The sequence below is a fragment of the Saprospiraceae bacterium genome, from assembly GCA_016710235.1.
GTDB lineage: Bacteria > Bacteroidota > Bacteroidia > Chitinophagales > Saprospiraceae > Vicinibacter.
In genome coordinates, this window is record JADJLG010000001.1 from 811,749 (window position 1) to 836,068 (window position 24,320).

The window sequence follows — 24,320 nt, forward strand, 5'->3', positions numbered from 1 at the left end:
GCAATACAATAAATGAGCTGATTCAGGAGCGAAAACAAGGCTAACTCAAACAGAAGAAAACAAAATAGTAAAACATGTTTTACCGAATATTTCATTTTAAAGTGCAAATGAAATTTTGCGTTTATCAAATTTGGTTTGCCTGGCTGATATCTACAACAGCTGATCCCAAAATAGAATAGTCTCCATTTGAAAGGAGAAAGCAATAAATTTTAAGAAATTTAACTTTCCTCAGGACATAATGCCTACCTCCCATTGGGATATTAACTACCTTCGTTGCCACATTTAAATAAAAAGATATGCTTCTATCCATGACAGGTTTTGGCAATGCCAAGGGACATTTCGGCGACAAAGAAATTGCTATAGAAATCCGCTGTCTCAACTCCAAAGTCAATGACTTCAGATTAAAAATGCCTACGTCCTATCGTCAGAAAGAACTGGAACTCAGGAAGATCCTGAATGAAAAAGTGATCCGTGGCAAGCTGGATGTCAACATTTATGCCGATCAAGATACAGAAGAAGAAGATTTCTCCATCAATGACAAGCTGTTCCGCAACTATGCCAGACAACTCAAAAGCCTGTCCGATGAAATCGATCTTAGCTCATCAGATATCCTGAATGCTATTTTGAAATTTCCCAACGTCATCGAATCTCAAGAAACCCTCATATCGGACGATGAATTCAAGTTCGTGGTAGGATTACTCCTTGAAGCCATAGAACAGCTCAATGATTTTCGCACGATTGAAGGGAGTATCATCAGTAAGGATATGGCGCTCCGGCTGTCACTTATCCTGGACCACCTCAAGCAAGTTGAACAGTATGAGTTAGAGCGAGACAGGCAGGTTAAAGACAAATTACGAAAAGCATTTGAACTCAATTTTAACAACGAGCAAATAGACAAGAATAGATTTGAACAGGAGCTCATTTTTTATCTGGAACGATTAGATTTTACGGAAGAGAAAGTAAGGCTCAAGCAACATTGTGACTACTTTCTTTCTGAACTCAGTCAAAATGAAAATTCCAAGTCCAAAAAACTAGGATTCATCAGCCAGGAAATAGGCCGTGAGATCAACACATTGGGTGCGAAAGCTCAACATAGTTTGATCCAAAAACACGTCGTTCTCATGAAGGATGAACTCGAAAAAATCAAAGAGCAACTGAATAATGCGCTTTAAACCATGCAAAGTCCATCTCCCAAAATCATCATCCTCACGGCACCTTCCGGATCAGGGAAGACCACACTGGCTCAATACCTGTTAGCCAAATACCCGGAACTGGATTTTTCGGTTTCCGCCACAACGCGCGCTCCCAGACAACATGAGGCCAATGGTATAAACTATTATTTCTACAATAAAAATGAATTTCAACAGCTGATCACCGAAGGTAAATTGCTGGAATACCAGGAAGTGTACCCGGGCCAATTCTACGGCACGCTGAATGCTGAGGTAGATCGGATCTGCTCAGCCGGCAAGACTGCTCTGTTTGACATAGACGTCAAGGGAGCTTATAATCTGGAACAATCTAATTTGCCAAACGTACTTTCAGTTTATATCAAAACTTCGAGCCTTGACGTGCTGAGACAGCGGTTAATTGCAAGAGGAACGGAATCTTCAGAAAGTATAGAAAAGAGGCTATTCAAAGCGAAAGAAGAACTTGAATATGCCAAGTATTTCGACTATGTGATCACCAACGACCGCTTGGAGCTCGCCCAAAAAATGATATCGGTGCTCGTAGAAGATTTTCTGGCACGCTAGATTTCCTCTTCTACATTTCAGTATTCATTCCTTGCGAAATACATAAATTGGCTTCATTTCATTGTAATTTTGCGGCCAATCAAATCTACAAACATGTCATTCAGGATAGAAAAGGACACCATGGGCACAGTACAGGTGCCTTCTGACGTATATTGGGGTGCACAAACGCAGCGCTCCATAGAAAACTTCAAAATCGCGAGGGATATCAATAAAATGCCCGCAGAAATTATCCAAGCTTTCGCCTACCTAAAAAAAGCAGCCGCCTTGACCAATAGAGACCTGGGAGTGCTAGCCCAGGACAAATGTGATCTGATCTGTAAAGTATGCGACGAAATATTGGCAGGAAGGCTTCAGGATCAATTTCCTTTGGTAGTCTGGCAAACCGGCTCAGGCACTCAATCCAATATGAATGTAAACGAAGTTGTGGCTTATAGAGCACATGTACTCCAAGGAGGATCTCTACTCGATGAGAAAAAAGCTATCCACCCCAATGATGACGTCAACAAGTCCCAGTCCTCCAATGATACTTTTCCTACCGCCATGCATATCGCGGCGTACAAAGTACTGATAGAAAATACCATTCCCGGATTGGAAACGCTGCGCAATACCCTACGCGTCAAAAGCAATGAATTCATGTCCATAGTCAAAATCGGACGCACCCATCTCATGGATGCGACTCCGCTTACTCTTGGACAAGAGCTATCGGGATATGTTGCCCAATTGGATCATGGCATCAAGGCTATTAAAAATTCGTTGTCGCATTTGTCTGAATTGGCGTTGGGAGGTACTGCTGTAGGCACAGGAATCAATACGCCTCCCCATTATGCTGAAAAAGTAGCAGCACATATCGCCTTATTGACAGGGCTTCCGTTTGTCACAGCTCCCAATAAATTTGAAGCTCTGGCAGCACATGATGCTATCGTAGAATCTCATGGTGCTCTCAAAACTGTAGCTTGTAGTTTGATGAAAATTGCAAATGATATCAGGCTGCTCGCTTCAGGACCGAGATGTGGAATCGGCGAACTATACATACCTGACAATGAACCCGGTTCGTCTATCATGCCAGGGAAAGTTAACCCAACACAATGCGAAGCCATGACGATGGTAGCGGCTCAGGTACTCGGCAATGACGTAGCGATCAACATTGGTGGAGCAACCGGTCATTTTGAGTTGAACGTGTTTAAACCTATGATGATTTATAACTTCATTCACTCAGCAAGACTAATTGGTGAGGTATGTCAGTCTTTCAACGACAAATGTGCAGTAGGTATCGCTCCTTTACATGATAATATTCGCAAAAATCTCGACAACTCTCTGATGCTAGTCACGGCACTTAATACCAGGATCGGATACTACAAAGCAGCAGAAATAGCTCAAACGGCGCACAAACAAGGCAAGACACTCAAGCAAACAGCTGTAGACCTGGGTTACCTTACTTCAGAGGAGTTTGATAACTGGGTGAAACCGGATGAAATGGTTGGCCAAATTCAATCAAACTAATTGGGCTTGAAGAATTACTCCAGGTTTGAACTTGACAATGGCATGCGTGTCCTTGTCAAACCGGACACTACGACACGGATGGCATCGCTGTGCATTTTGTATTGTGTCGGATCCAGAGATGAGCATGCAGACAAAACGGGCTTAGCTCACTTGTTCGAACATCTTATGTTTTCAAATTGCGGCAAGGACATTGAATTTGATGAGATTATTCAAAGCGCAGGTGGTGACAGCAATGCCTTTACAAATACAGATACAACGCAGTATTTCGATGTGGCCCCTGCTCAACATCTGGAGCTGCTGCTTCAGCTTGAAGCGACTCGGATGTCCGGATTTCAGGTACCTCCCAAGGAGCTCGCCACACAACAAAAGGTGGTCGTGGAAGAATTCAGCGAGCATTATCTCAACAATCCCTACGGCATGTTTTCGCACAGGCTTATGGCCCTTGCCTACAAAAAACATCCCTACAGATGGGCTGTCATAGGCATGACTCCTGAGCATATTGAAGCTGCAACTATGGATGATGTCAAGGCATTTTACTCAAGGTATTACAATGCTTCCAATGCGATTATGACCATATGTGGGGATGTAGATCCGGACCAGGTGATCGGATTGGTGAAAAAACATTTTGCCCACCTATCTCCGGGACCACAAAACCATGCTGTTTATCCACAAGAAGATCCTCGTACTGAAATTCAGATGGTCAATTACTATGAAGACATACCCGAAGAAGCTATTTTCATCGCACTTCCTGCACCAGCCAGACTGGAAGATGATTTTTACGCACTCGATTTTTTAACTGATCTGTTGTCTGAAGGTAAGAGCTCCATATTATTCCGGGAGTTAAAAAAAGAACTTCAGATTTTTACCTCAATAGATTGTTATCTCACGGCATCAGCTGATCCGGGACTGATCATCATAGAAGGAAAATTAGTAGAGGGAGTTGACATTGAAACGGGTGAACGTGAAATCATGCGCGTCATAGATCGCTACAAGTCAGAGCTGATCAGTGACAGGCAATGGGCCAAATACCGCACCAAAAACGAGACAGCTTACCAATTTTCGCAAATGGGTGTTGTCAACCAAGCGCTTAATTTGTCGTATGCGGAATGGTTGGGCAAGCCGGATCTGATCAATGATGAGCTTGAAAGGTATCTTGCCTTGACAAAAGAAGATATACAAAGAGTCGCTCAACAATATTTCCGCTGGGATATCGCGACCAAAATGTATTATCGCAAGCAGGTAGTCGAGGAATAATTTTATCAATGAAATTATTCTTACCGGAATGACTGTCCTTTTACTTTACGAATCACTGTAAGGAGACTTTGTACTTGAGTCATAACAAGTCAATTCTGCACCAAAACTCCTGGTATAGATCTTTGAATAAATGTGTTGCAATTCCCAAGTTAATATCTTTGATTGCTCCTAACTGAAATTCGATAACGAGCATATTTTCTAAATGCTCCGTTCTTATTCCAAATCATTGATTTTGTAGCCAATTTGGTACATAGTACCAAATATTAAATAGCCCAATTTTCCCCTTCTTTAAAAGCCTCTTCTTTGTTACAAATCCTCCCTGATGTGACCTACACCAGTTCCGTTTTGCGTCTGGAACAGAATTATAAATATTGAAATATTTTAGACAATTTAATTCATGGAAATGGTATAATCGCTCTTCCTCACTAGAATTTGGGGTTGCTTCTCGCTTGATTCCCACCACGAATCTCAAATGCAATAATTGGGAGCAAAAAATAAATTGATCAGAATACTGCCATTCATATTTTCATAGTGCAATAATTTGGCAATTCAAACAATTGATTTTCAAATTGTCCATATCTTTGGAAAAAACCAATTAAAATGAAAAAATTATTTATTACGGCACTGTTTTTTTGCGCTACAGTGTTACTTTATGCACAAGCTGGCATGAAACTGCGCATGACAACCCTGGTAGAAGGTGAAAACAGGGAGTATTTCCTACATATTCCAAGTAGTTACGATGGGAAAACTGATGTTCCATTGGTATTTATGCTCCACGGTACAGGAGGTGATGGTGAAAAAATGTATGACATTTCAGGATGGGCAGAACTTGCCGAAAAAGAAAATTTTATTGCGGCATTTCCCAGCTCTATGCGTTATAAAATCATTGACACAGACAGCCTGAAAATAACCACAAAATGGAATACAACTCCTGATGCAGAATGGACATTCCAACCCGGTGAAGTCGGTAAAGATGACATTAAATTTTTGAAAAAAGTCATCCAGGAAATGATAGGTAATTATCGGATAGATACCAAGCGAATTTACCTCAACGGTTTCAGCAATGGAGGCGCGATGGCAGCAAAATGCACCATAGAAATGAGTGACATTGTGGCAGCAGTATGTGAAAATGCAGGCTCATTTCATCTGGATACGGTTTATGTTCCCAATCGAATTTTACCTACTTTATATCAAGTGGGAAACAAAGATTATGGCCCGGGAAATGATGGACCTGAAGCGCCTATGCTCTATTTTGACTCTTTGATCTCCACACCTAGGTTAAATTACCGCAACGGCAAACTTCAATTAATAGCACAAAATCATATCAGAAATTTCCAATTGCGGGAAAACCACAGTATCGTCGGTGACTCGAATTTAGCATTGGTCGCCACCTATCTCCCACAAGACAGTACGGCCAACCATGAATTCAAATATATATTCGTCAAAGGCCTGGGTCACAGTTACCCCAATTGGGCTCCGGCAGAACACTGGAAATGGTTGAAAAAATACACATTGGATCAATCAGGAAATTCCCAATTTACTCTCATTACTGAAAATGGTTACGGAGGAGGTAATTACGATGAAGGAGACCAAGTACATATTTGGTCTGAGCAGAGAGATGATCAGGTGTTTACACAATGGACCGGAGATGTGCAGTATTTGGAATCTCCTAATGAATATCACTCCAAAGTGAGCATTCCAAATAAAAATATCAGAGTGACCGCACAATTTGCAAAACTCAGCCCAAACATGGTCATGAAATCATTCAATGTACAGGCCGCTGAGAGAAATAAATTGGTATATTTTTATATTCCGCCAGACTTGAAATCTACTAAAGGTTTGGTGTGGTTTTTTCATGGAACCAATGGATCCGCGGAAAATTTTACCTCAGATCCGGAAACCAAACAGATGATCAATTTACTGATGGTCAATCAGTATGCTATCGTGGCATTGACCAGCGAAGAAAGTGAGTTCAACATCGATATGAACAATGATGGTTACTATAGGTGGTCTTATGGAATCGATTCGACATTGATCGATATCGCCAATGTCCGTGCCATCAGAGATAGTTTGATCAACCGAAAACTGATTGATTCAAAACTGGCTCAATATGCAGTGGGCTGGTCTGCCGGTGGAGCGTTCACCGAATTTATTTCAAACACGCTTGGATGGAATACTGCCATCAATCACACTTCAAGTGGAAGTACAGCCCTTTCACTAAATTCGCAGGTGCAAGTCCCTTTTCTCATCTCAATCAATGAAAATGACAATAACCCGAACGTTGGCGCTCAAGGAAATCTCGAAGCAAAACAAAACATTGAAAATTATAAAAACAGAGGTGCATGCGCGCAACTTCATGAGCAACTGAAAGCTCCACTTTATCCTGAAAGATTCGATCGCTCCAATATGATTGACATTGGACTATCGAGAGAAATTTTCAGGGAAATTCAAAAAAACAATCTTTTGGATGAAAATAATTATTTCAAAGGATTGTTTTCACAACTGCTAGCGGCAGTGCAAAATAACCCAGGTGCATTTCCTGTCATTATCGCTTTGTCAGCAGAGCAGAAGGAAGCCGTGCAAAGTCAAATTGAAGTCACCAACGCAGAACACAAATTCAAGGCGGATATCAACTACAGGACATTGCAGTTCATGGAACATTTTTGTAGTCCAAATACTTCAATTCAAGAAGAAAATCTAGAAGGGTTAATGAAGATTTATCCAAATCCAAGTTATTCGGAAGTAAAAATCGAAGGCAATTTTTCTGAATGGTCTTTGCATGATTTGCGTGGGAGAATCATGCTCAAAGGTAATGATGCTATAGTGGAATTAGAAGGAATTTCTGTTGGTATCTATATATTGAAAGTGGACAAAAAGATATTCAAACTAGTCAAACTTTAACCCCGATTTCTGAAAGTAAATTCTACATCTATCCATAGCTGTTGAACTAAAAATCAATAGCTATGGATAGTATCTCCAAATATACTTGATTTTGCTTTAATTTATTTCAAGAATTTATCTTATCAATTGAATATCAGTTGTTCGTTTTAACTTTTTCCCTGATTTTAAAGTGAACACAGCATCCAGTACATAAACTGCAACCGGACAATCCTTCGATCTGAAAGTTCCATCCCAAGGAATATAATCTGAAAATTTCTTCTCCTTAGTCTCGTAAACCAGTTCACCCCATCTGTCAAAAATTTGGATATGGTTAATAAAAATATCCTCAGACTCTGAATATATATCTAAAAAATCATTGAGTTGGTCGCCATTTGGTGAAAAGACATTTGGAATAAAAACCTGAAAATTTTCTTGCTTTATGAGCACAACCAAATCGAATTCTTGTTCACACCCATTTTTATCTTGTACAACTAGATGGATCATCCCCGGACGATCTGCTACAAGCTCAGTATGAATACAATTATCGCAGGATAAGCTTAAATCCGAAGTCCACAAAACCTGAGAAACTTCATTTTCGGAGAGGTAATTTAGTTTCAAACTCTCTCCTTCAATTGCGTAAATTGTATCCGGAATTTTCGGTAGAATTGAAGTATAAAATATTAAATGAGTAATTAAAAGACTATCACAATTATCCACTGATTCTAGTGACTCAGTATAAGTTAAAGGTTCTTTAATCCATTGCATTCCGATTTTTATACTATCTCCTGAACACAAGAATACTTCACGAAAATCATGAAAACTTGGTTTAACTTCTATCCAAATACTATCATTGGTCAGGCAATTGTTCATATCCCAAGCGCTTAATTGTAACCATTGATTTTGCTCGCAAATGATTTTAAGGTCTAAACAGGTATCACATGCCAATTTTACATTAGATTGCCAAATTCTATTATTACTTCCAGTTGCAGAAAAATTGAGAATATCACCTTTACATTGCTTTTTGTCTCCACCTAAATCTACAGGAGCCAGTGGAAATGTAATAAGATGCAGGTAATACAAGGAATCACAGGATAACTGGCTTTTTATAGAATGTAAGTATACCTGTCCTGGTTTTCTCCATTTTCCAAACCAAAAAACGGAGTCACCATTGCAAGCATGGAACGTATCTCTTTTTTGATAGGCTGATAGAACATCTAATGTTAAAGTATCCACAACCCAACACTGGGATTGGGTCAGTGCATTAAGGATATACTGATTTTTTGTATTACTAGGTTTAATCAATACTTGAGCGCAAGTATCACATCTAATGTCTGCAGAATTTTCCCAATTGTAATCTAAAAATCCAGTTAACTGGAAAGATATACTATCTCCCTCACAAATTGGTAGAAAATCAGGTAATTCCAATTTTGAATTATCATATCGAATCTGATATTCGACAATTGAATCACAAGAGTATGTATTTTGAAGACTATCTGCGTATATTCCTTGATTTTTTATCCATTGTTTGCCAATACGAATAGAGTCCCCTTCACAGATAGTTTTATCCAACTTGGTAAAAGATGTCGGAAGTTCAAGCAAAAGGATACTATCATGGAAAATACACATCGAATCAGTGGTTACAGTAACGAAAAAACTTTCAGGAAAACGTGTGGGGCTAACAAAAGGATTAGGACAATTCAGACAAGACAAATCTGGCGAATTGCGCCATTTTACATTTCCCGCTAAATTTACAGATAATTGAACAGAATTTCCAGGACAAATAAATTTGTCATTTCCCAAATCTAGGCGACTTGTGTCGATGCTAATAAAATGTTCTACAATAGTATCACATGCACCACCAATACCATAAGAATAGATAAGCATACTGTCACGATCGATGTTGACACCATTGATTGAAATAGATTCTCCACGACATAAAAAATCAAATTTCTTTATTTTGTGCTTTTCCTTTACGAAAATATTAATTGAATCGTAAGAGTAACAATGATCATTATATTTTCCGTAAATTTCTAGCTTGCCAGAACTATCCGGCAAGAAGTGAATTGTATTGCATGTATCACAATTCAAGTCAAAATTCCCCTTCCATAATAATTGTTGAAATTGCACAGTAAATGTTAGGCTATCCCCTTTGCATACTTCAATATCATGACCCAATTCTATTTTACTAGCGACGAGTAGAGTAAAGGTAATTGAATCTCTTACTACATTACCACATTGATCCTGTACCTCTACCCAATAAGTTCCCGGAGCCAACACAGTAAAAATACTATCAATTGATCCATCAATCCATTTATATGAGCTAAACTCAGGCGAAGCAACAAGTCTCACACTTTCAAAATCACAGATTTGTTTATCAGGCCCAAGATCAATTATTGGATCTTGAGGAGTTTGGATCACAAATAGATTGTTTCTATAATTACATTCATTAATCACAAAATAAGCATCCAAATCGTTTGGTGGAAATGGTGTCACTGAGAATAATTGTGTATTCAATACTAAAAAAACTTGATTCGCAAGGGGTTTAATTAATTGTAAGATGATCTCTTTACAACTGTCTTTTCCTAATTGAATAAATCCAGAATTGATTCTTGCAATCAAATTGCATGAAGTGCTAAATGGATTTTGGTCAAATACTGAAATATATAAACTGTCATTTACATTGGATGGTCCTTGATTGCATATGGAAACGTGAAGGATTAAAGAGTCAGCACTACATTTTGTGGAACTATTGATAAATGCAATGTCTGATCCGCTTTTTTGAAGATAAGAATATTGATTCAGAAATTTATTATGATTCTGAGGCAAATGGCTTTTTTGTTGATATTGAGGAATGGTGAGATCATCATTTACATTAACATTGTTATAGATGAGTTGATTCCATACGGGTCTTGTAAAGGTCCAAGATCCGGGGGCAGCTTCCAAACAAATCAGCTGACCATCGCAACTAAACAATAGTTCTGCCTCCAAATCTCCGTCAATATCTGCTACGGTTGGATACTCATATCCTGTACCTGTTGGACAGGGGTAACTAAAAATTATTGCACCTGTCTCACCATTCAATATCCAAAAAAACTGTTCATTTCTAATCAATACTTCGTCTCTGCCGTCGCCATTAAAATCATAAACCGAGAGACCTGCCATTCCAGACATATCCATATTGGCGATCTGAAATATTCTACTCCATTGATTAGCACTATAAGCAAATGCATAAATTGAATCTCTAGTGTTAAACACCACATCAGGGCTATTGTCAGTATTCAGATACCCTATTGCAGGGGTTGCAAAGGAACCTAAAAAACTATACACACTGCCTCGCGGAGAAATCACATTATTGGTTTGGACATCCCACACATAAAAACTCACTTGACCTCGAATATTAATACCAGGTGGAGTACTAATTACAAATGCATCTTGGTCACCATCTAAATCGAAATCCGCAATAGCGGAATATCCATCTTTTTCATTTGGAACTTCTTGTACCAGAGTCAGATTTGAAAGTTGTGGGGTGTTGATATTCAAATCAACCGCATATACTTGGTTGGCAGTGACAAGCTCAAGGCCATCACATGTTGGGCACATATTATCGGGTAATATATCCACGGCAATTGATCCAGAATTTCCTACTGTAATTGGAGATTTGCCCAAATTTTTATTTAAATCCTGATCAATATATTTTACACCAGTCACTGCATTCCATATTGCATTGTTAATATATATCTCAGGAACTCCATCCTGGTTAAAATCGGCAAAGCTTGGTTGTTGACTATATGTTGCTATTGGAACCCGATACTTTCTTACATAGTTTGAATTTCCTAGGTACTCTATTCTTTCCAGAAAACCAATGGAGCTAAATATGTCTCCATAACCATTTTGATCTACATCTGCTATGCCAATACTTCTTGCGAAAGTACCTCCTGTGATTGGGATTAATGCTTCTCTAGTTCCTGTTTTACCATCTAATACAATCACATTATTACTGTATTTTTGACCATTTGCATCAATATATTGAGTACATCCTATTATTTCAATATTGCCGTCATTGTCAATATCTCCTGCGTATGGAATATTTGTTTCAAACCAATTATATGAAGTATCTGTCCTCCATTTTGTTTTAATCGAAGCAAATGAGTTCTTGAGTTGGCGAGGACATGATTCATCACAAGGATCAAAATAAAAGTCATTGATCTCATCACAGCAGTCAGGATCAAAACCATCTATTAATTCATCTCCATCATCATCCATGAGATTGCCACAAATTTCTATGCAGCCAACAGTGTAAATAAATTTATTGGTGCTTTTCTTGCAGTCTTTATTTTCTACAACAACATGAATTTTATGAGTTCCAATTTTAGTGTTTTGCCAATTAAATTGATCTCCAATAAAAGCTACATTGCCATCAATATACCATGTTGTCGTGTGCCCTGGATCTTGACTCATGATATATAGTGGAAGAATGCTGTTTAATGGAATACAAAATGTATCACGAAGATTATGAATAAAATCAATGTTACAATTAACGTTGATCATTATCGAGTCCTTAAATATGCATTTTGCATCATTACCTTTTACCACAAGTTTGATCGTATGTTTACCTTCCTGATAGAATGGATAAAAAAAGTCAGCGGTACTACTAATCAAAATTCCATTATCATACCACTCCCATTGGTATGCTCCTTGAGAAGTATTAGATCTTAAGTGAAATGGAATGGATACTGCTGAATTTAAACTATCATACACTATTCTGACATCCACAGGATTTGGGCATGGATCTAGACAAGAAGAACAAAAAAGAAGACTTTTTCTAAGATTACTTAGACTTAGCTTCATACGACTTTTTTGACCTTGGGTAAATACTATTTTACACAGTCCACTACCATAATCCATAAAGTTGATCACTTGATCGGGTTGATCTTGGGTGAACCCAGATCGGGTATCTGTAGTGCATGTATTGACATTTTGGTTACAATCTACCGGTGCTGTTGAGGCATCCGGAGGAGTATCACAAACCTTGTCACCGTCCACCATACAGTCATCGTTTTTACAGCCTCCTTCAAAAGTGTGAAGCAAGCCGAGATAATGTCCCATCTCATGGATCAATGTAGATGTGTTTTCAGGGTTTCTACCTGTCAGAGCTGACTCGACAACAAGCCCATCTAAAGGACTCCCATGAAGTATTGGGCCGTTGGCATAACCTAGAACACCTCTACCAGATATTGAAGAAATTATTTCATTGACGATATACACATTTGCATAGCAACTGGCATCCCAATGGATCAGGTTTTTCAACTTCGCATCTTGTTCCTCAGCAATAAGGGTAGAAAGTGAAGAGTTAGTCCGCGTTATCCCTGAAGTAGGTTGTCCTTGAGGATCTTGCTCTGCAAGACAAAATTGGATCTCCACAGGAGTTCCTGCTTTATGATAATATTCTCCTTGATTAGAAAATCCTTGGTTGAGAAAATCAATTGCTTTGAGTACTTGTGCATCGGATATGTCGCCTATCCCTTGATCATGTATAATATGTATAACTACGGGTATGAACTCAACCGCACGTCTTTGAGACTCATCATTTGCCCCCAATTGCCACAGTTTTTCAAATTCGAGGTGTTTTTCCAGCAACTCAGGAGATTTATCTTCCTGTTCTGTTGGTAAAAAAACACATTCCACTTGAGCACGAACTAAACCTCCTCCCAAATTCAATGCAAAGACGAACAACAGGAGCTGAAACTTCATATGCGAAAATTTGACTTAAAAATATCGAATATTGATGAATTCAGTATTTCAATCGTTCACATTGTATTGAATCAGATTTCACAGAAGGGGATCGCAATAAGAATCAAATAGACAATAAATAAAGTTCAGATAAAGTTTTAACCACTTTACAAATTGATTTAGGAATGATTTTTTATTCCGCTGAATTTAGAAACTTTGTTTTCAGCTCTTACTTCTTTATCCAAGCTTGGCATTGCTTTCCACATTGTATCCAATAGAGACCGGGAGTCAATTTTTCGACATCCAATTGAAAATGATTCTCATCTTTGGATATAGTGTCAATCTTCATTTCCTCACCCAATGCATTGATGATTTGAATTCGACCCGGCTTATCTTTTGTGATAACTAATATGGATGCTCCTCCTGGATTCGGGAAAATTTGAATCGGAGAAATTTCCGGTTTTTGAATTACAGCATTCGGCGCTTTCTTCGTTCCAATCATTACTCCCTGACCAAAACTCGTGATCCACAATTCTCCCGTTTTATAGGGATGAAAAAACAACCGCATAGGATGGCGATGTGGATAATCGGTCAATGTAAATACCGGCGTCGATTGATTCAACTCCGCAGTATAAAAAAGTCCTCCGGTTTCAGTACTCACATACATTTCATTAGGATTTACAGGAGATATCGCAGCGGACTCCACACGTTCGTGGTCGAAAATACGTGTCCAGTTCAATCCCCGGTCTTTTGTCTTATAGAGTCCTCCTACACCTTTTGATGCGGACACTCCCCAACCTGCAAAAACTCCGGCATACCAAGTATTCTGGCTTGGATCATGTGGGTCAACAATCACATCTTTAGTCCAGTAATACATTCCCGGATGCGATCTGTCTGACCAGGAATTTGTCGAAGGGTCATATAGAAAAACACCACTGCTGGCTGTAAAAGCCGGATCCCGATGACCGGAATAGCTGACCAAAATTTTACCGTCGTTGAGCACTACAATATTATAGGGATGGCCTTCTGTGCGAGGAGGATCGGGAAGTTTTGTCCATGTTGCAGAAACTCCAAGATTTGCATTTTTTGTTTGCCAAATTCCTCCGATTCCGACGTTGCTGTTGACACGAGCAGCATAGAGAGTGTTGTCTTCTTTGGGATGCGCCGCAACCGTTGCTACCACATCGCTAAACTGCGTCATAGCAGTCCAGGTCTTCCCTTTGTCTTTGCTGAACTTGACCTCACCTGTGTTTGAAGCCCGATCCAGCAAGCCGTCAGTGAGGTAAGTGCTTTGATACAAATCATGCACGCTGGAAGTGGCCATGTACAAGGTTTTCTTGTCATTTGAACTGACCATTCTGTAAGACGAATTGTCCGTATGGCCGGTATAATCAAAAGACCAGTTATTCCCTCCATCAATAGACCGCGTACCATTAATATCTGACTGACAGGTCCATACCGTATTTTCATCTGCCCAGTATGTCTGCCAGGCGGATACCTGATTGAGATCCCCATTGCTGGCATAGTAAGTTCCTTTATTGATCAGTGTATTCTGTGGATTGCTTTGAGAGGGATTCACATACAGTTGTTTCCATAAGCTACCGCCATCAAATGTAGCATGGACAAAGCCCAGATCTGAAAAATAACATATCTCCGGATTGCGAGGGTGCACCGACATCCCCAATACAAACTCACCAAACCACCAACCCTTGTCTCCACGATCCCCGCTATATGCCGTTTGAATGTTTTCATTATTCAATGTTTTCAATACGCTAGTCCACAATTGTCCAGCATTTGAAGTTTTTAAAATCATGGGATGACGATTCTGAGAATCCCCGTTGGCGTACTGCAAGCCACCAATGTAAACTGTATTGATGTCATTCTCTGCCATTGAGATAAATTTTCCATGATGATTTGCAAACTGTATCCCTGAATTCATTTGGGTCCAATTCCCAGATGCATTGTCCATTGATAGTACGGCACTCACTAAATTGTCAAATACAAAAAGATCGTTATAATCTTCGCCATCGAGCAAGTTCAACTTTCCTGCAAGAGCAAAAAATCGCATCGTACTTCCTGATTTTGCTCCACAAAACGATACAATTCCGGTTCCTGCCGGAATCCCTGTGGTAGTCCAAAGAGAGAATGAATTTCCTCCATCCGTTGACCTGACGATACCGTCAAGAGTAGCAATGTAAATATTATTTCCATCGAAAAATGCGCCTCCTGACTGTAGTCCCAAATCCGCTTTTTTTGAGGTATAGATGAGCTTAAAATGATCCCCTCCGTCTTGCGAAATATACATTTGGGATTTTTGAGAAATGACAATTTGTTGAGGTGAGTCGTAATTGGAATAAATGGCGTCCAAAAATTCATAAGGATCTGGATTTCCCGGGCATTTATGCCAGGTTTTTCCTCCATCTACGGATTTGACCGGTGCTGCTCTGTCTTCATATCCATCAGGCTTGTACGAGATCGCATATCTGATGAGATCCTCCTTGGTAAAACAAACTTTACTGTAGTTTCCTCCTTGAATCTGTCGATGGTCGATGAGCTTCCAGTTCAATCCATCCTGATCGCTGTGATACATGCTTGACAGGTCACAAGAGATGTACACTTCATGTTCGTTATTTGGATTCAATGATGGAAAAAACAAAGCACCGCCACCACCAATTCCGATGGATTTAAACTGATCTACTTGCGCAAGTAAAATAAAAGGGAAAATTAGAAAATACAATATTAATCTTTTCATGGTTGATTTTTATAAAATACACTATACCAAATTTTCTTTTAATGCCTTGGTGACGGCTTCAGTTTTGGAGTTTACATGAAGTTTTTCGTAAATATGTTTTATATGGGTTTGTACGGTAAAAAAACTAATATAAAGTCTATCAGCAACGATCTTATAAGATTCACCCTCTACCAATAGTTGCAGTATTTCCTTCTCACGTTCTGTCAAAGAAAAATTGGATGCTGTAGTTGATCCACTGCAAGGGGACTTGATCATAGTGAGTACTTTTCTTGCCACTAGCGGACTCATAGGGGCGCCCCCATCCATAATATCTTTTATAAAACTAATGATAGTATCTGAATTGGAACTCTTGAGCATATATCCTGCTGCTCCGGCTTTTATTGCCTGAAAAATTCTATCTGCATCTTCAAAGACTGTTTGAATCAAGATTTTGATATGTGGAAATTGTGATGAGATAATTTTACTTGCTTCAATTCCGTTTATTCCAGGCATCTCAATATCCATGAGGATTACATCTGGATTAGACTTCAAAATGTCTTTCATTAGATTGGAACAATCTGGATATGCACCAACACAGCACATGCTATCACCATCATTGATCACCAGCTGGATACTCTCTCGCAGATGTCTGTTATCTTCAAACAATGCAACTTTGATCATTATCTATAAATTATCAGCAAATGTATTAATTTATTTTCATTCTATTTAAGATGAGCATTGCAGCAAAGTTTGTAACAATGCTTTTAATCCTCACTAATAAAAATGGTATTCAACTTATTATCCTGAACAAACCCATTCTTTTACACAAACTAACTACTCATTAATTTATGTCTATTTTATTTATTTTAATCGACGCATGTCCTAGTTCTGTTTCCAGTTGCAAGACATATATTCCCATAGGCAAATGTGCCAGATCAAGTTCTTGATCTCGATGGGGATAAGATATATTCATGATTTGATTTCCTTGGAGATTATAGAGACTAATGTTACTTATTTCTATTTGATCATTATATTTTATATGCACTTTTTGATCTGAATAAGAATAAAATGCCCTTATTTTTTCGAGTAGAGTTTTATCAATTGCTGTAAATTGGAGGATTTCATAAGTCTGTGTTGCCCCGCAATTTTTACTATCCCTCATAGAAATTCTATACTTGCCTGCTTTTTGATTGAATATGTCTTCGTGAGTACCAACTATATTTAAATTAGAGTCATTCCAAGTATAGCCTATTGGAGTAAATCCATTTGTATTTGTTACATCAATATTACCCCCTGAATTTCCATTGCGGTGATCTATTTTGACTAATTTTACTTTAAACTCTGGTGGTGCAGCTATTGTATAACTCTTACTCTCTTTACATCCATAACTATCTGTTAAAGTAACCGAATATGTACCGGAAGGTATATTTAGATTTGATGAAGTGGTAATTCCGTTATTCCACAAATAACTAAACGGAGGCTTACCTCCAGAACCATATGAAGCAATATGGCCATCTGACTTGTCGAAACAACTTGCATCGGATATTGAAAAAGTATTAATAAGGAGTTTTGTTTCTTGTTTCACAATATATTCATCAGTAGTAATAGCGCAACCGGCAGCTTCTCCGGAGATAGCAGTTAATGTGGCTTTATAATTTCCTGCAGGAATATTTGTAAGATTTGGAGTATTTTTTCCATTAGACCATAAATATTTATATACTCCAAATGGAGATATTGTTAAGCTTATATTCCCAGTACTATCTCCATTACATTTAACATTATCTATGTCAGGTTTTGGAACAATCCCAGGTCTCATTCCTACATAAGTGGATCCTACTCTTAAACATCCATCGTCATCTGTAATAGTAAAACTAAAAGTACCATGTGGCACAATAGCCGGATTGGTTGTACCTATGTAATCATCACCTACGGGTGTTACAATTCTCCAATTGTATTTGTATGGTGCTTTACCACCACTTGAATTTATCTTAACAGATCCATCCATATTATATCCACATGTTTTGGTAACATTAGTAGTAAAAGCAATTTTTGGAGTGTATTGCAAGTAACAAATCCCAGTTTTGACTACAGTATATGGCTGGGCAATCCTTATTCCTGTAACAGTGACTTTATAAAAACCCGGGACAAGATTAGATAGAGTTTGTGTTGTTTCATTGTTTTCCCATTTGTAAGTGTAAGAAATAAATGACCCTGAAACATTGATAGGTTTAGCTTTGATTGATCCATTGCTGGCACCTTCACATTCTACTTTCTTTAGAATATCAAATCCAACTACAAAAGATTGAGACTTTAAAGCAAGTCCCATTATAAATAAGAAGAATACAAATAAGTTTTTCATTTTTTTAATTTATTTTTCTACACAAAGGTCTTTTGAATACTTCTCCCCTGCAATACCATAAACGAGGGATATTGTTCCTACCACCCCTCAACAACTATCATTTGAGCACAATTTTGAGGAGTGGATGAAACAATAGCATGTTTTTCTAGGACTTTATAAATTTCTTAGTCTTGTCCCCTATTCTCACTAAGTAAATTCCCGAAGCTAAACTAGACACATCTACTTCTGCTCGATTTTCACCTTTTATCATTTGCAGTGTTTCTTGCCATAATAAATCGCCATTCAATGAAATTATTTTCAATGGAATAAAGTCTTGGTAAGTTGACGAAAATGAAATGCTGAGGAGGTTTTCTACAGGATTGGTACAATAATCTAGGTGGACGTTTTTTTCTTCAATTAAATCCATGCTGTTTGATCTTGAATCTGCATTATCTTGCAAAGGCAAAACTGCTGTTTGTTTTATTTGAAATCCACCCGGCTGACCTTTACTCCAAATCCGAACCACATAATTTATATTTGCTTTGTATTCTGGCGTGACTAGTTTTACGTAAGGCATTTTACTACCAAATAATCCGTCATCTATCGTTTTTACAAGAGTTAAACCACTTGCTGTCTCCTCATAGATTTCCATTACGGCATCCGTCACTTCACCACTTATTGTATTGACTTCCATGTAGCCCGGAAAATTAACACATTTATACTTGAAAAATAGATCAGCACTTCCTATTGTATTTGTAGTAACGGGCTCTATACTGGTCCCCAAATACCATGTATTGACATCCCTTGTAAGACTTGCATGTGGTTCTGTATACACCATGGATTTGTGTTTCTGATAACCCACCTTCGTTGCCACAGTAATATACTTTAGGTTACCATAAGATTGACTGTTTGGACACTTTGCAGATAATCTCAAGAAGTATTGAGAACCTTGTGCAAGATTAGATAAAACAGCAGGGCTAGAATTCACTATCATAGACTTCCATTCGGATGACCAATGTGGCCTATATTCTATTTTTATATCTTGATTTAAATTGCTAAATTGAACAGTAATTGCATCTGAAGTTGACGAATATGTCAGATCATTAACTGAAGAAAAACAAGGAGCAAGACTACCATCTTGATATATAGTCATTTTTTTGGTAATATTTCCTCTTTTCATTACTATCTCTGCAGATCTCTTACTTATATACGAACTGATCCCTATATTGATCGATTGACAAAAATTAAAAGTCTGCGAATTTTGTCCATTTGGAAATTGAATCCAGCTAACGGATTTGGTTAAGGTCACTGCACTATCAGAATTCATTACTAAACTAATGTATTGACTCGCCCCACTAATTCTATGGATCATTTTATCTACTTTAAGGGTGGGATGCAACTTAAATGCTTGATTATAAAGATTATTGGATTCGTTGGTCTCGGTGATTTGATTATTTGCATCTATTTTAATCAGTAAATAATAAGCTCCAGCTTTTTGGTTGCATGGAATATCTAGAGTTATGACATCAGAATAATTTGAATTTTGTGCCATAGAGTTTATCGTTCTAGAATAAACAGGAATTCCGTCACTCGTGTTTTGTGTTTTAGAAATATAGCCATATATTACAAAGGATCCGACTGCCGTACCAATGTTTTCTATGCTGACATTATAACTCATACTTGTGATAGCATAATTGGTATTTTCAGTAATAGGTTTGATCGATTTAAACCTAAGATCACCTGCATAATTTTCAATTGCAAAAAGATTAGATAATAAGAAAAGAAAAGAAACTAATAAATTTTTCATAATTACAATTTAATATTTTTAATTAATAGCACAAAGATCATACTAAACAAAATTCCCCACAATCCCATAAATAAGGTATATTAATTATAATCAAGCGTCGCGGGTTAAGTAAGGTCCTACAAAGGAAATAATATAGGAATTAAAGAGTGTACTCTAGCACAGATATCATAAGAAATAGGAGTTGATAAAGACCAAAATCAGTTTGGCTATACAAATACAAAAGGCTCCATAAAAGCGAAGTATATCAGCGAATTACTTATCATCTGACAATTGATTTACTTGTGTAGAATTAATCCATGCTGTTATATAAAAATCAAGGCTTGCACTATATAGGCCTGGCCAAATTATGAAAACCACAATTTGAATTGAATGACAAGTTTTACAAGGCTAACCATCTGATTCACAAAATGATACCTAACAATGCTTAATGAAGGAATCAAAAAATGTGGAATTACTGTTGGTGGTATAAATCTTTATAATATACCTGTTAAGATCTTTTTCTATAAATCACCCAAGTCGGCCTAGTATCAAATGCTCATAACAACTTATTGCTCTATTGATGCTGTAAAAGCATTTAATATTTATAAATTCCGCTGGAGTATTGAAAAGTTTAACAAAAAGTCTAAGCAACACTTAAAATTGGGTGGATCCCAAAGCGTAGATTTTGATGCAAATATAGCAGATACTACGAACCTTATAATTACATACAATATATTAAGTAGCACTAAGCCCCTGAATAAATATCAATCCAATAGACGACAATTTCGGAAGATTGTCAGAAATATCAATTCCTCACATATTATGGACAGAATATATTGGATGTTAGAACAATCACTTGATATCTTAATTTAGATTTTGGAGATCGACATTTATGGCATTTTAGAAGAAAAGTTATCAAGTCCTGATTTTGATAATAAATACCTAAAAACCAATATCAAATTGGCTTCATAAGATATGCGAAACTTGATAAAGTGATTACTGGCAGGATTGTATACCCATTTTGATTCAATTTCTCCTTCTCTTCTAGTAGAAAATGGCCCATACAGAATGCAGGGTAATCCGTCCAAGCCACTCAAAGAAATAAATTGGATAAATGGATTAATGCCAAACTAAATATAAGTTCCTCAATTTGCAAAATTTTTCTACCTTGCACTGTGTACCATTTTAATAGTTTTGTTGTAAGAATAATTATATGCATACTATTGATCATAGGCAAAAAACTATTCTGCCAAACCAATACCCAAATCTCTTACAATTTTCAGAAAGTTAACCTCGCTTTTTCAAAGCATAAAATTAAATCTATAGTGCAGCAATCAAATTCTTACTTATGGGTAGGAACCGAGGGCGGATTGTTTAGATATGATGGTCAAAACTATAAACAATATTCTTATAGAAAGAGTGATAAAAATCCCGTTTCCCCTATAATAAATGACCTTTGTATAAGTTATAAAAATAAAGTATGGATTGCGACTGCGGATGGAATTAGTGTATTAGATCCGATTCAAGACACATTCAAACATTTTCTTCCAGCAAATTATCCAGAACTATCTACATCTGTAACCAATCATATATTTGAAGATTCTGATAAAACTATTTGGGTAGGTCTTGACAATAGAGACCCATTGTACTATGATGAGAGTCAAGATACATTTATTTCTATAGGGTGGAAGCAGTATATTATAGAAAATAATCTTGATGTGAGAAAGTATAATTGTGTTAATACCATCAAAAATAAAAGTAAGGATGAAATATGGATTTGCAGTAATGTTGGTTTGTATAGTTATCATAAAATAACCAAACAATTTTCGCATTATCACAAGAACATTAATTGGAATTCACCTATAGAATTTTCTGATTTATATTGTCAAGATAAGAAATCTGTATTTCTTAATACTACCGGAGATGGATTTGCAATTTATCATCTTGACACAAAGCAATGGGAATACCATAAAGCAAGTCCACTATCCAATGTATTATCTGATGATCATAAAAGATGGTCTATTCTTCCATTTGGAGACAGGAAACTTTGGGTCGCAAGCTCTGTAGGCTTAATTGAATACAATCTAGACAACCATAAAAGCACTTTATTAAATGATTTTGTAAGTCACGATGAACACAATCCAAACTGGATGATTTTTAATATTTTTAAGGGAGATGATGAAGTAATGTGGCTTGGCGGATTGAATGGAATGTGGAAATTGGATCCCAGATTCCAATGTATTCAAAAGTTGCATATTGATCTTAAGGAAAAAAATATTACAGCAATCTATAAAGACTCTCTCCATCAGAATATATATTTTGCATGTAAACAGAAAGGGTCATTCTATTGCTATCAAGTTCCAACTGCTAAGTTGTATGAAATGACATGTCCATCCGCTGTTGATATGGAATACTCTAGTAAAATTATTCCATATCAGAGATTTCTATGGATATATTCTGCCACACGCCTGGTACTATTTGATACCAGAACACAGTGTTTTGTTTTTGATATGTCAAAATATTTTTCTAAACGGAAACTCTTCTTTACCTCCATGATTGTAGATTCAAAAGGAAAAATATATTGCGGCGTTTTTGACGTGGGATTATTGAGACTTGATTTTGACTATGATAAATTTGAAATAATAAAACAAGATACACTTCATAAGGCATCTGATATCACAGACATTATATTAGAAAATGAGAACTTACTTATCTGTGATCATAGTTCTGTCATTTATCAATTTAATCTTGTCTCAAAACAAAAATCAGCTGTATTAGATATTTCTCATGATTCAATTTCTAGCTCTTCACTGATATTCCGCATTAAAAGAGATGAAAATGGAAATTTGTGGATGATCACCAGACCAAATGGACTTTGGTGTTTTACTAAGGATCATGCGGTTCTAAATTTTTCGAAAGAAGAACCTATTGTATCTACCATTTTTTTGGATTTTGAGACATTGCCGAAGGGAAAGCTCATCCTTAGAAACAGTCAGCAGTTATTTATTTTTGATTCGTATAATAACAGGCTATCTTCGTTTGATGCTCACTATGGTATAGATTTTACTGACGGGACATCTCAGCTGGTTGTCATGGAGGATGGATCAATTCTCACAGGTGTAAAAAATGGAATTCTATTATTTCATCCAGATTCACTGGCCTCTAACACCATATTATATCAAGCATTTATTTCGGATTTGTTTGTGAACAACCGATGGATTTCGCCAAATAATTATAAGGGACCCCTACAATTTGGATATCAGGAAAATAATATTGAAATAACTCCCTCACTTCTGAATTGGGACCCCATGCAATCTATGAAATTAGAGTATCAACTAACATGGAATAAACAAGACACGGGTTGGCATGTATTACAATCATTACAGCCTATTCAATTGAGAGCCCTGCAACCGGGTGAATATACATTTTCTTTGAGAACCATCAACAACAAAGGAGAGTATTTGATGGCAAAAGAAAATTTAAAGTTTAGAATCAACAAACACTATATGCAGACCTGGTGGTTTAAAACAATAGTGCTTTTATTTCTTCTGAGCTTGTTTTATGCTTATTATAAAATTAAGATAAACGAACTTATTAGGATACAGAATCTAAAGAATAAAGTTGCCAATGACTTGCATGATGACATTGCCTCTACTATTACAAGTATAGGGTTTTATTCCGATTTTGCGATAAAAAAAGCAAAACAAGATGACCAAATAAAATCTTTGTTGGAGACAATAAATAAAAATGCCAAAGAAGCAACAGAATCTCTGCGCGATATTGTATGGACAATGCACAATAATGAAGAAAGCATGGGTCAATTGATAGATAAGATAAATTCAACCGGAAGAAAATTATGTGAAGCAAAACAAGTGATGTTTAGTTTCCAGGAACAGAATATGAAAAAAGACTTAATCTTAAATCAGGATGCCAAGAAAGTTTTTTATCTCTCTTTTAAAGAAGCATTAAATAATGCTTTAAAATATAGTCATTGTACAGAAGTAAAAGTAATGATGATCACAAAAAACAATGAAATATCTATGACAGTAGAAGATGATGGATGTGGATTTGACAAGATTTCTATTAGAAAAGGGAGAGGTCTAAACAGCATTGAAGAAAGATCTAAAGCTTTACTTGGAAAAGTTATCATTTCCAGTGAAATAAATAAGGGTACGACTATTCTATTTTCACTATTAGAAAAAGTTGTAAAAAAGTAGTTGTCGTGATCAATTGATACAGTGCAACTCTTACAATGTAAATGGTAAAAATACTTCATTTGACATTTGGTAGTTAAATCTTCTAATGGTCTCTAGATGATTTCATCTGCCACTCTTCCTATTTCTTTGGTTG

The 24,320-nt window shown here is 37.0% G+C and carries 11 protein-coding genes; 6 read left to right on the forward strand and 5 right to left on the reverse strand.

Annotated features, from left to right (window positions below; translation table 11 throughout):
• The first annotated feature begins 296 nt into the window (after positions 1-296).
• The 5 genes from IPI99_03330 (at position 297) to IPI99_03350 (ending at position 7,406) form a co-directional block, all read left to right on the forward strand.
• Complete coding sequence (locus IPI99_03330) at positions 297-1,172, forward strand: YicC family protein (protein MBK7339544.1); 876 nt, start codon at positions 297-299, stop codon at positions 1,170-1,172.
• A 3-nt stretch (positions 1,173-1,175) separates the two neighbouring features.
• Positions 1,176-1,751: a guanylate kinase gene (gene gmk, locus IPI99_03335; GenBank protein ID MBK7339545.1), complete on the forward strand. Its 576-nt coding sequence runs from the start codon at positions 1,176-1,178 to the stop codon at positions 1,749-1,751.
• A 93-nt stretch (positions 1,752-1,844) separates the two neighbouring features.
• Positions 1,845-3,251 carry a class II fumarate hydratase gene (fumC, locus tag IPI99_03340; protein MBK7339546.1) on the forward strand — a complete coding sequence of 469 codons (1,407 nt, stop codon included), beginning with the start codon at positions 1,845-1,847 and terminating at the stop codon, positions 3,249-3,251.
• Positions 3,252-4,505, forward strand: coding sequence for an insulinase family protein (locus tag IPI99_03345; protein ID MBK7339547.1), 1,254 nt, complete (start codon positions 3,252-3,254; stop codon positions 4,503-4,505). It begins immediately after the preceding gene.
• Positions 4,506-5,105: 600 nt separating this feature from the next.
• The gene (locus IPI99_03350; protein ID MBK7339548.1) at positions 5,106-7,406 is read left to right on the forward strand and encodes a hypothetical protein; all 2,301 of its coding nucleotides are present in this window, start codon (positions 5,106-5,108) and stop codon (positions 7,404-7,406) included.
• 114 nt (positions 7,407-7,520) lie between these two features.
• Here IPI99_03350 and IPI99_03355 read toward each other — a convergent pair whose 3' ends face one another.
• From IPI99_03355 to IPI99_03375, 5 genes are all read right to left on the reverse strand, one after another.
• Entirely contained in the window at positions 7,521-13,136 is a 5,616-nt protein-coding gene (locus IPI99_03355; GenBank protein ID MBK7339549.1) for a gliding motility-associated C-terminal domain-containing protein, read from the reverse strand.
• A 208-nt stretch (positions 13,137-13,344) separates the two neighbouring features.
• A complete protein-coding gene (locus IPI99_03360) occupies positions 13,345-15,867 on the reverse strand; it encodes a hypothetical protein (protein MBK7339550.1) in 2,523 nt (840 codons plus the stop codon).
• Between the two features lie 21 nt (positions 15,868-15,888).
• Complete coding sequence (locus IPI99_03365; GenBank protein MBK7339551.1) at positions 15,889-16,527, reverse strand: response regulator transcription factor; 639 nt, start codon at positions 16,525-16,527, stop codon at positions 15,889-15,891.
• 160 nt (positions 16,528-16,687) lie between these two features.
• The gene (locus IPI99_03370; protein ID MBK7339552.1) at positions 16,688-18,205 is read right to left on the reverse strand and encodes a T9SS type A sorting domain-containing protein; all 1,518 of its coding nucleotides are present in this window, start codon (positions 18,203-18,205) and stop codon (positions 16,688-16,690) included.
• Between the two features lie 145 nt (positions 18,206-18,350).
• Entirely contained in the window at positions 18,351-19,991 is a 1,641-nt protein-coding gene (locus IPI99_03375) for a T9SS type A sorting domain-containing protein (GenBank protein MBK7339553.1), read from the reverse strand.
• Between the two features lie 1,304 nt (positions 19,992-21,295).
• On the opposite strand from IPI99_03375, the gene IPI99_03380 reads away from it, so the two are divergent.
• Positions 21,296-24,187 carry a hypothetical protein gene (locus tag IPI99_03380; GenBank protein MBK7339554.1) on the forward strand — a complete coding sequence of 964 codons (2,892 nt, stop codon included), beginning with the start codon at positions 21,296-21,298 and terminating at the stop codon, positions 24,185-24,187.
• Positions 24,188-24,320 lie beyond the last annotated feature (133 nt).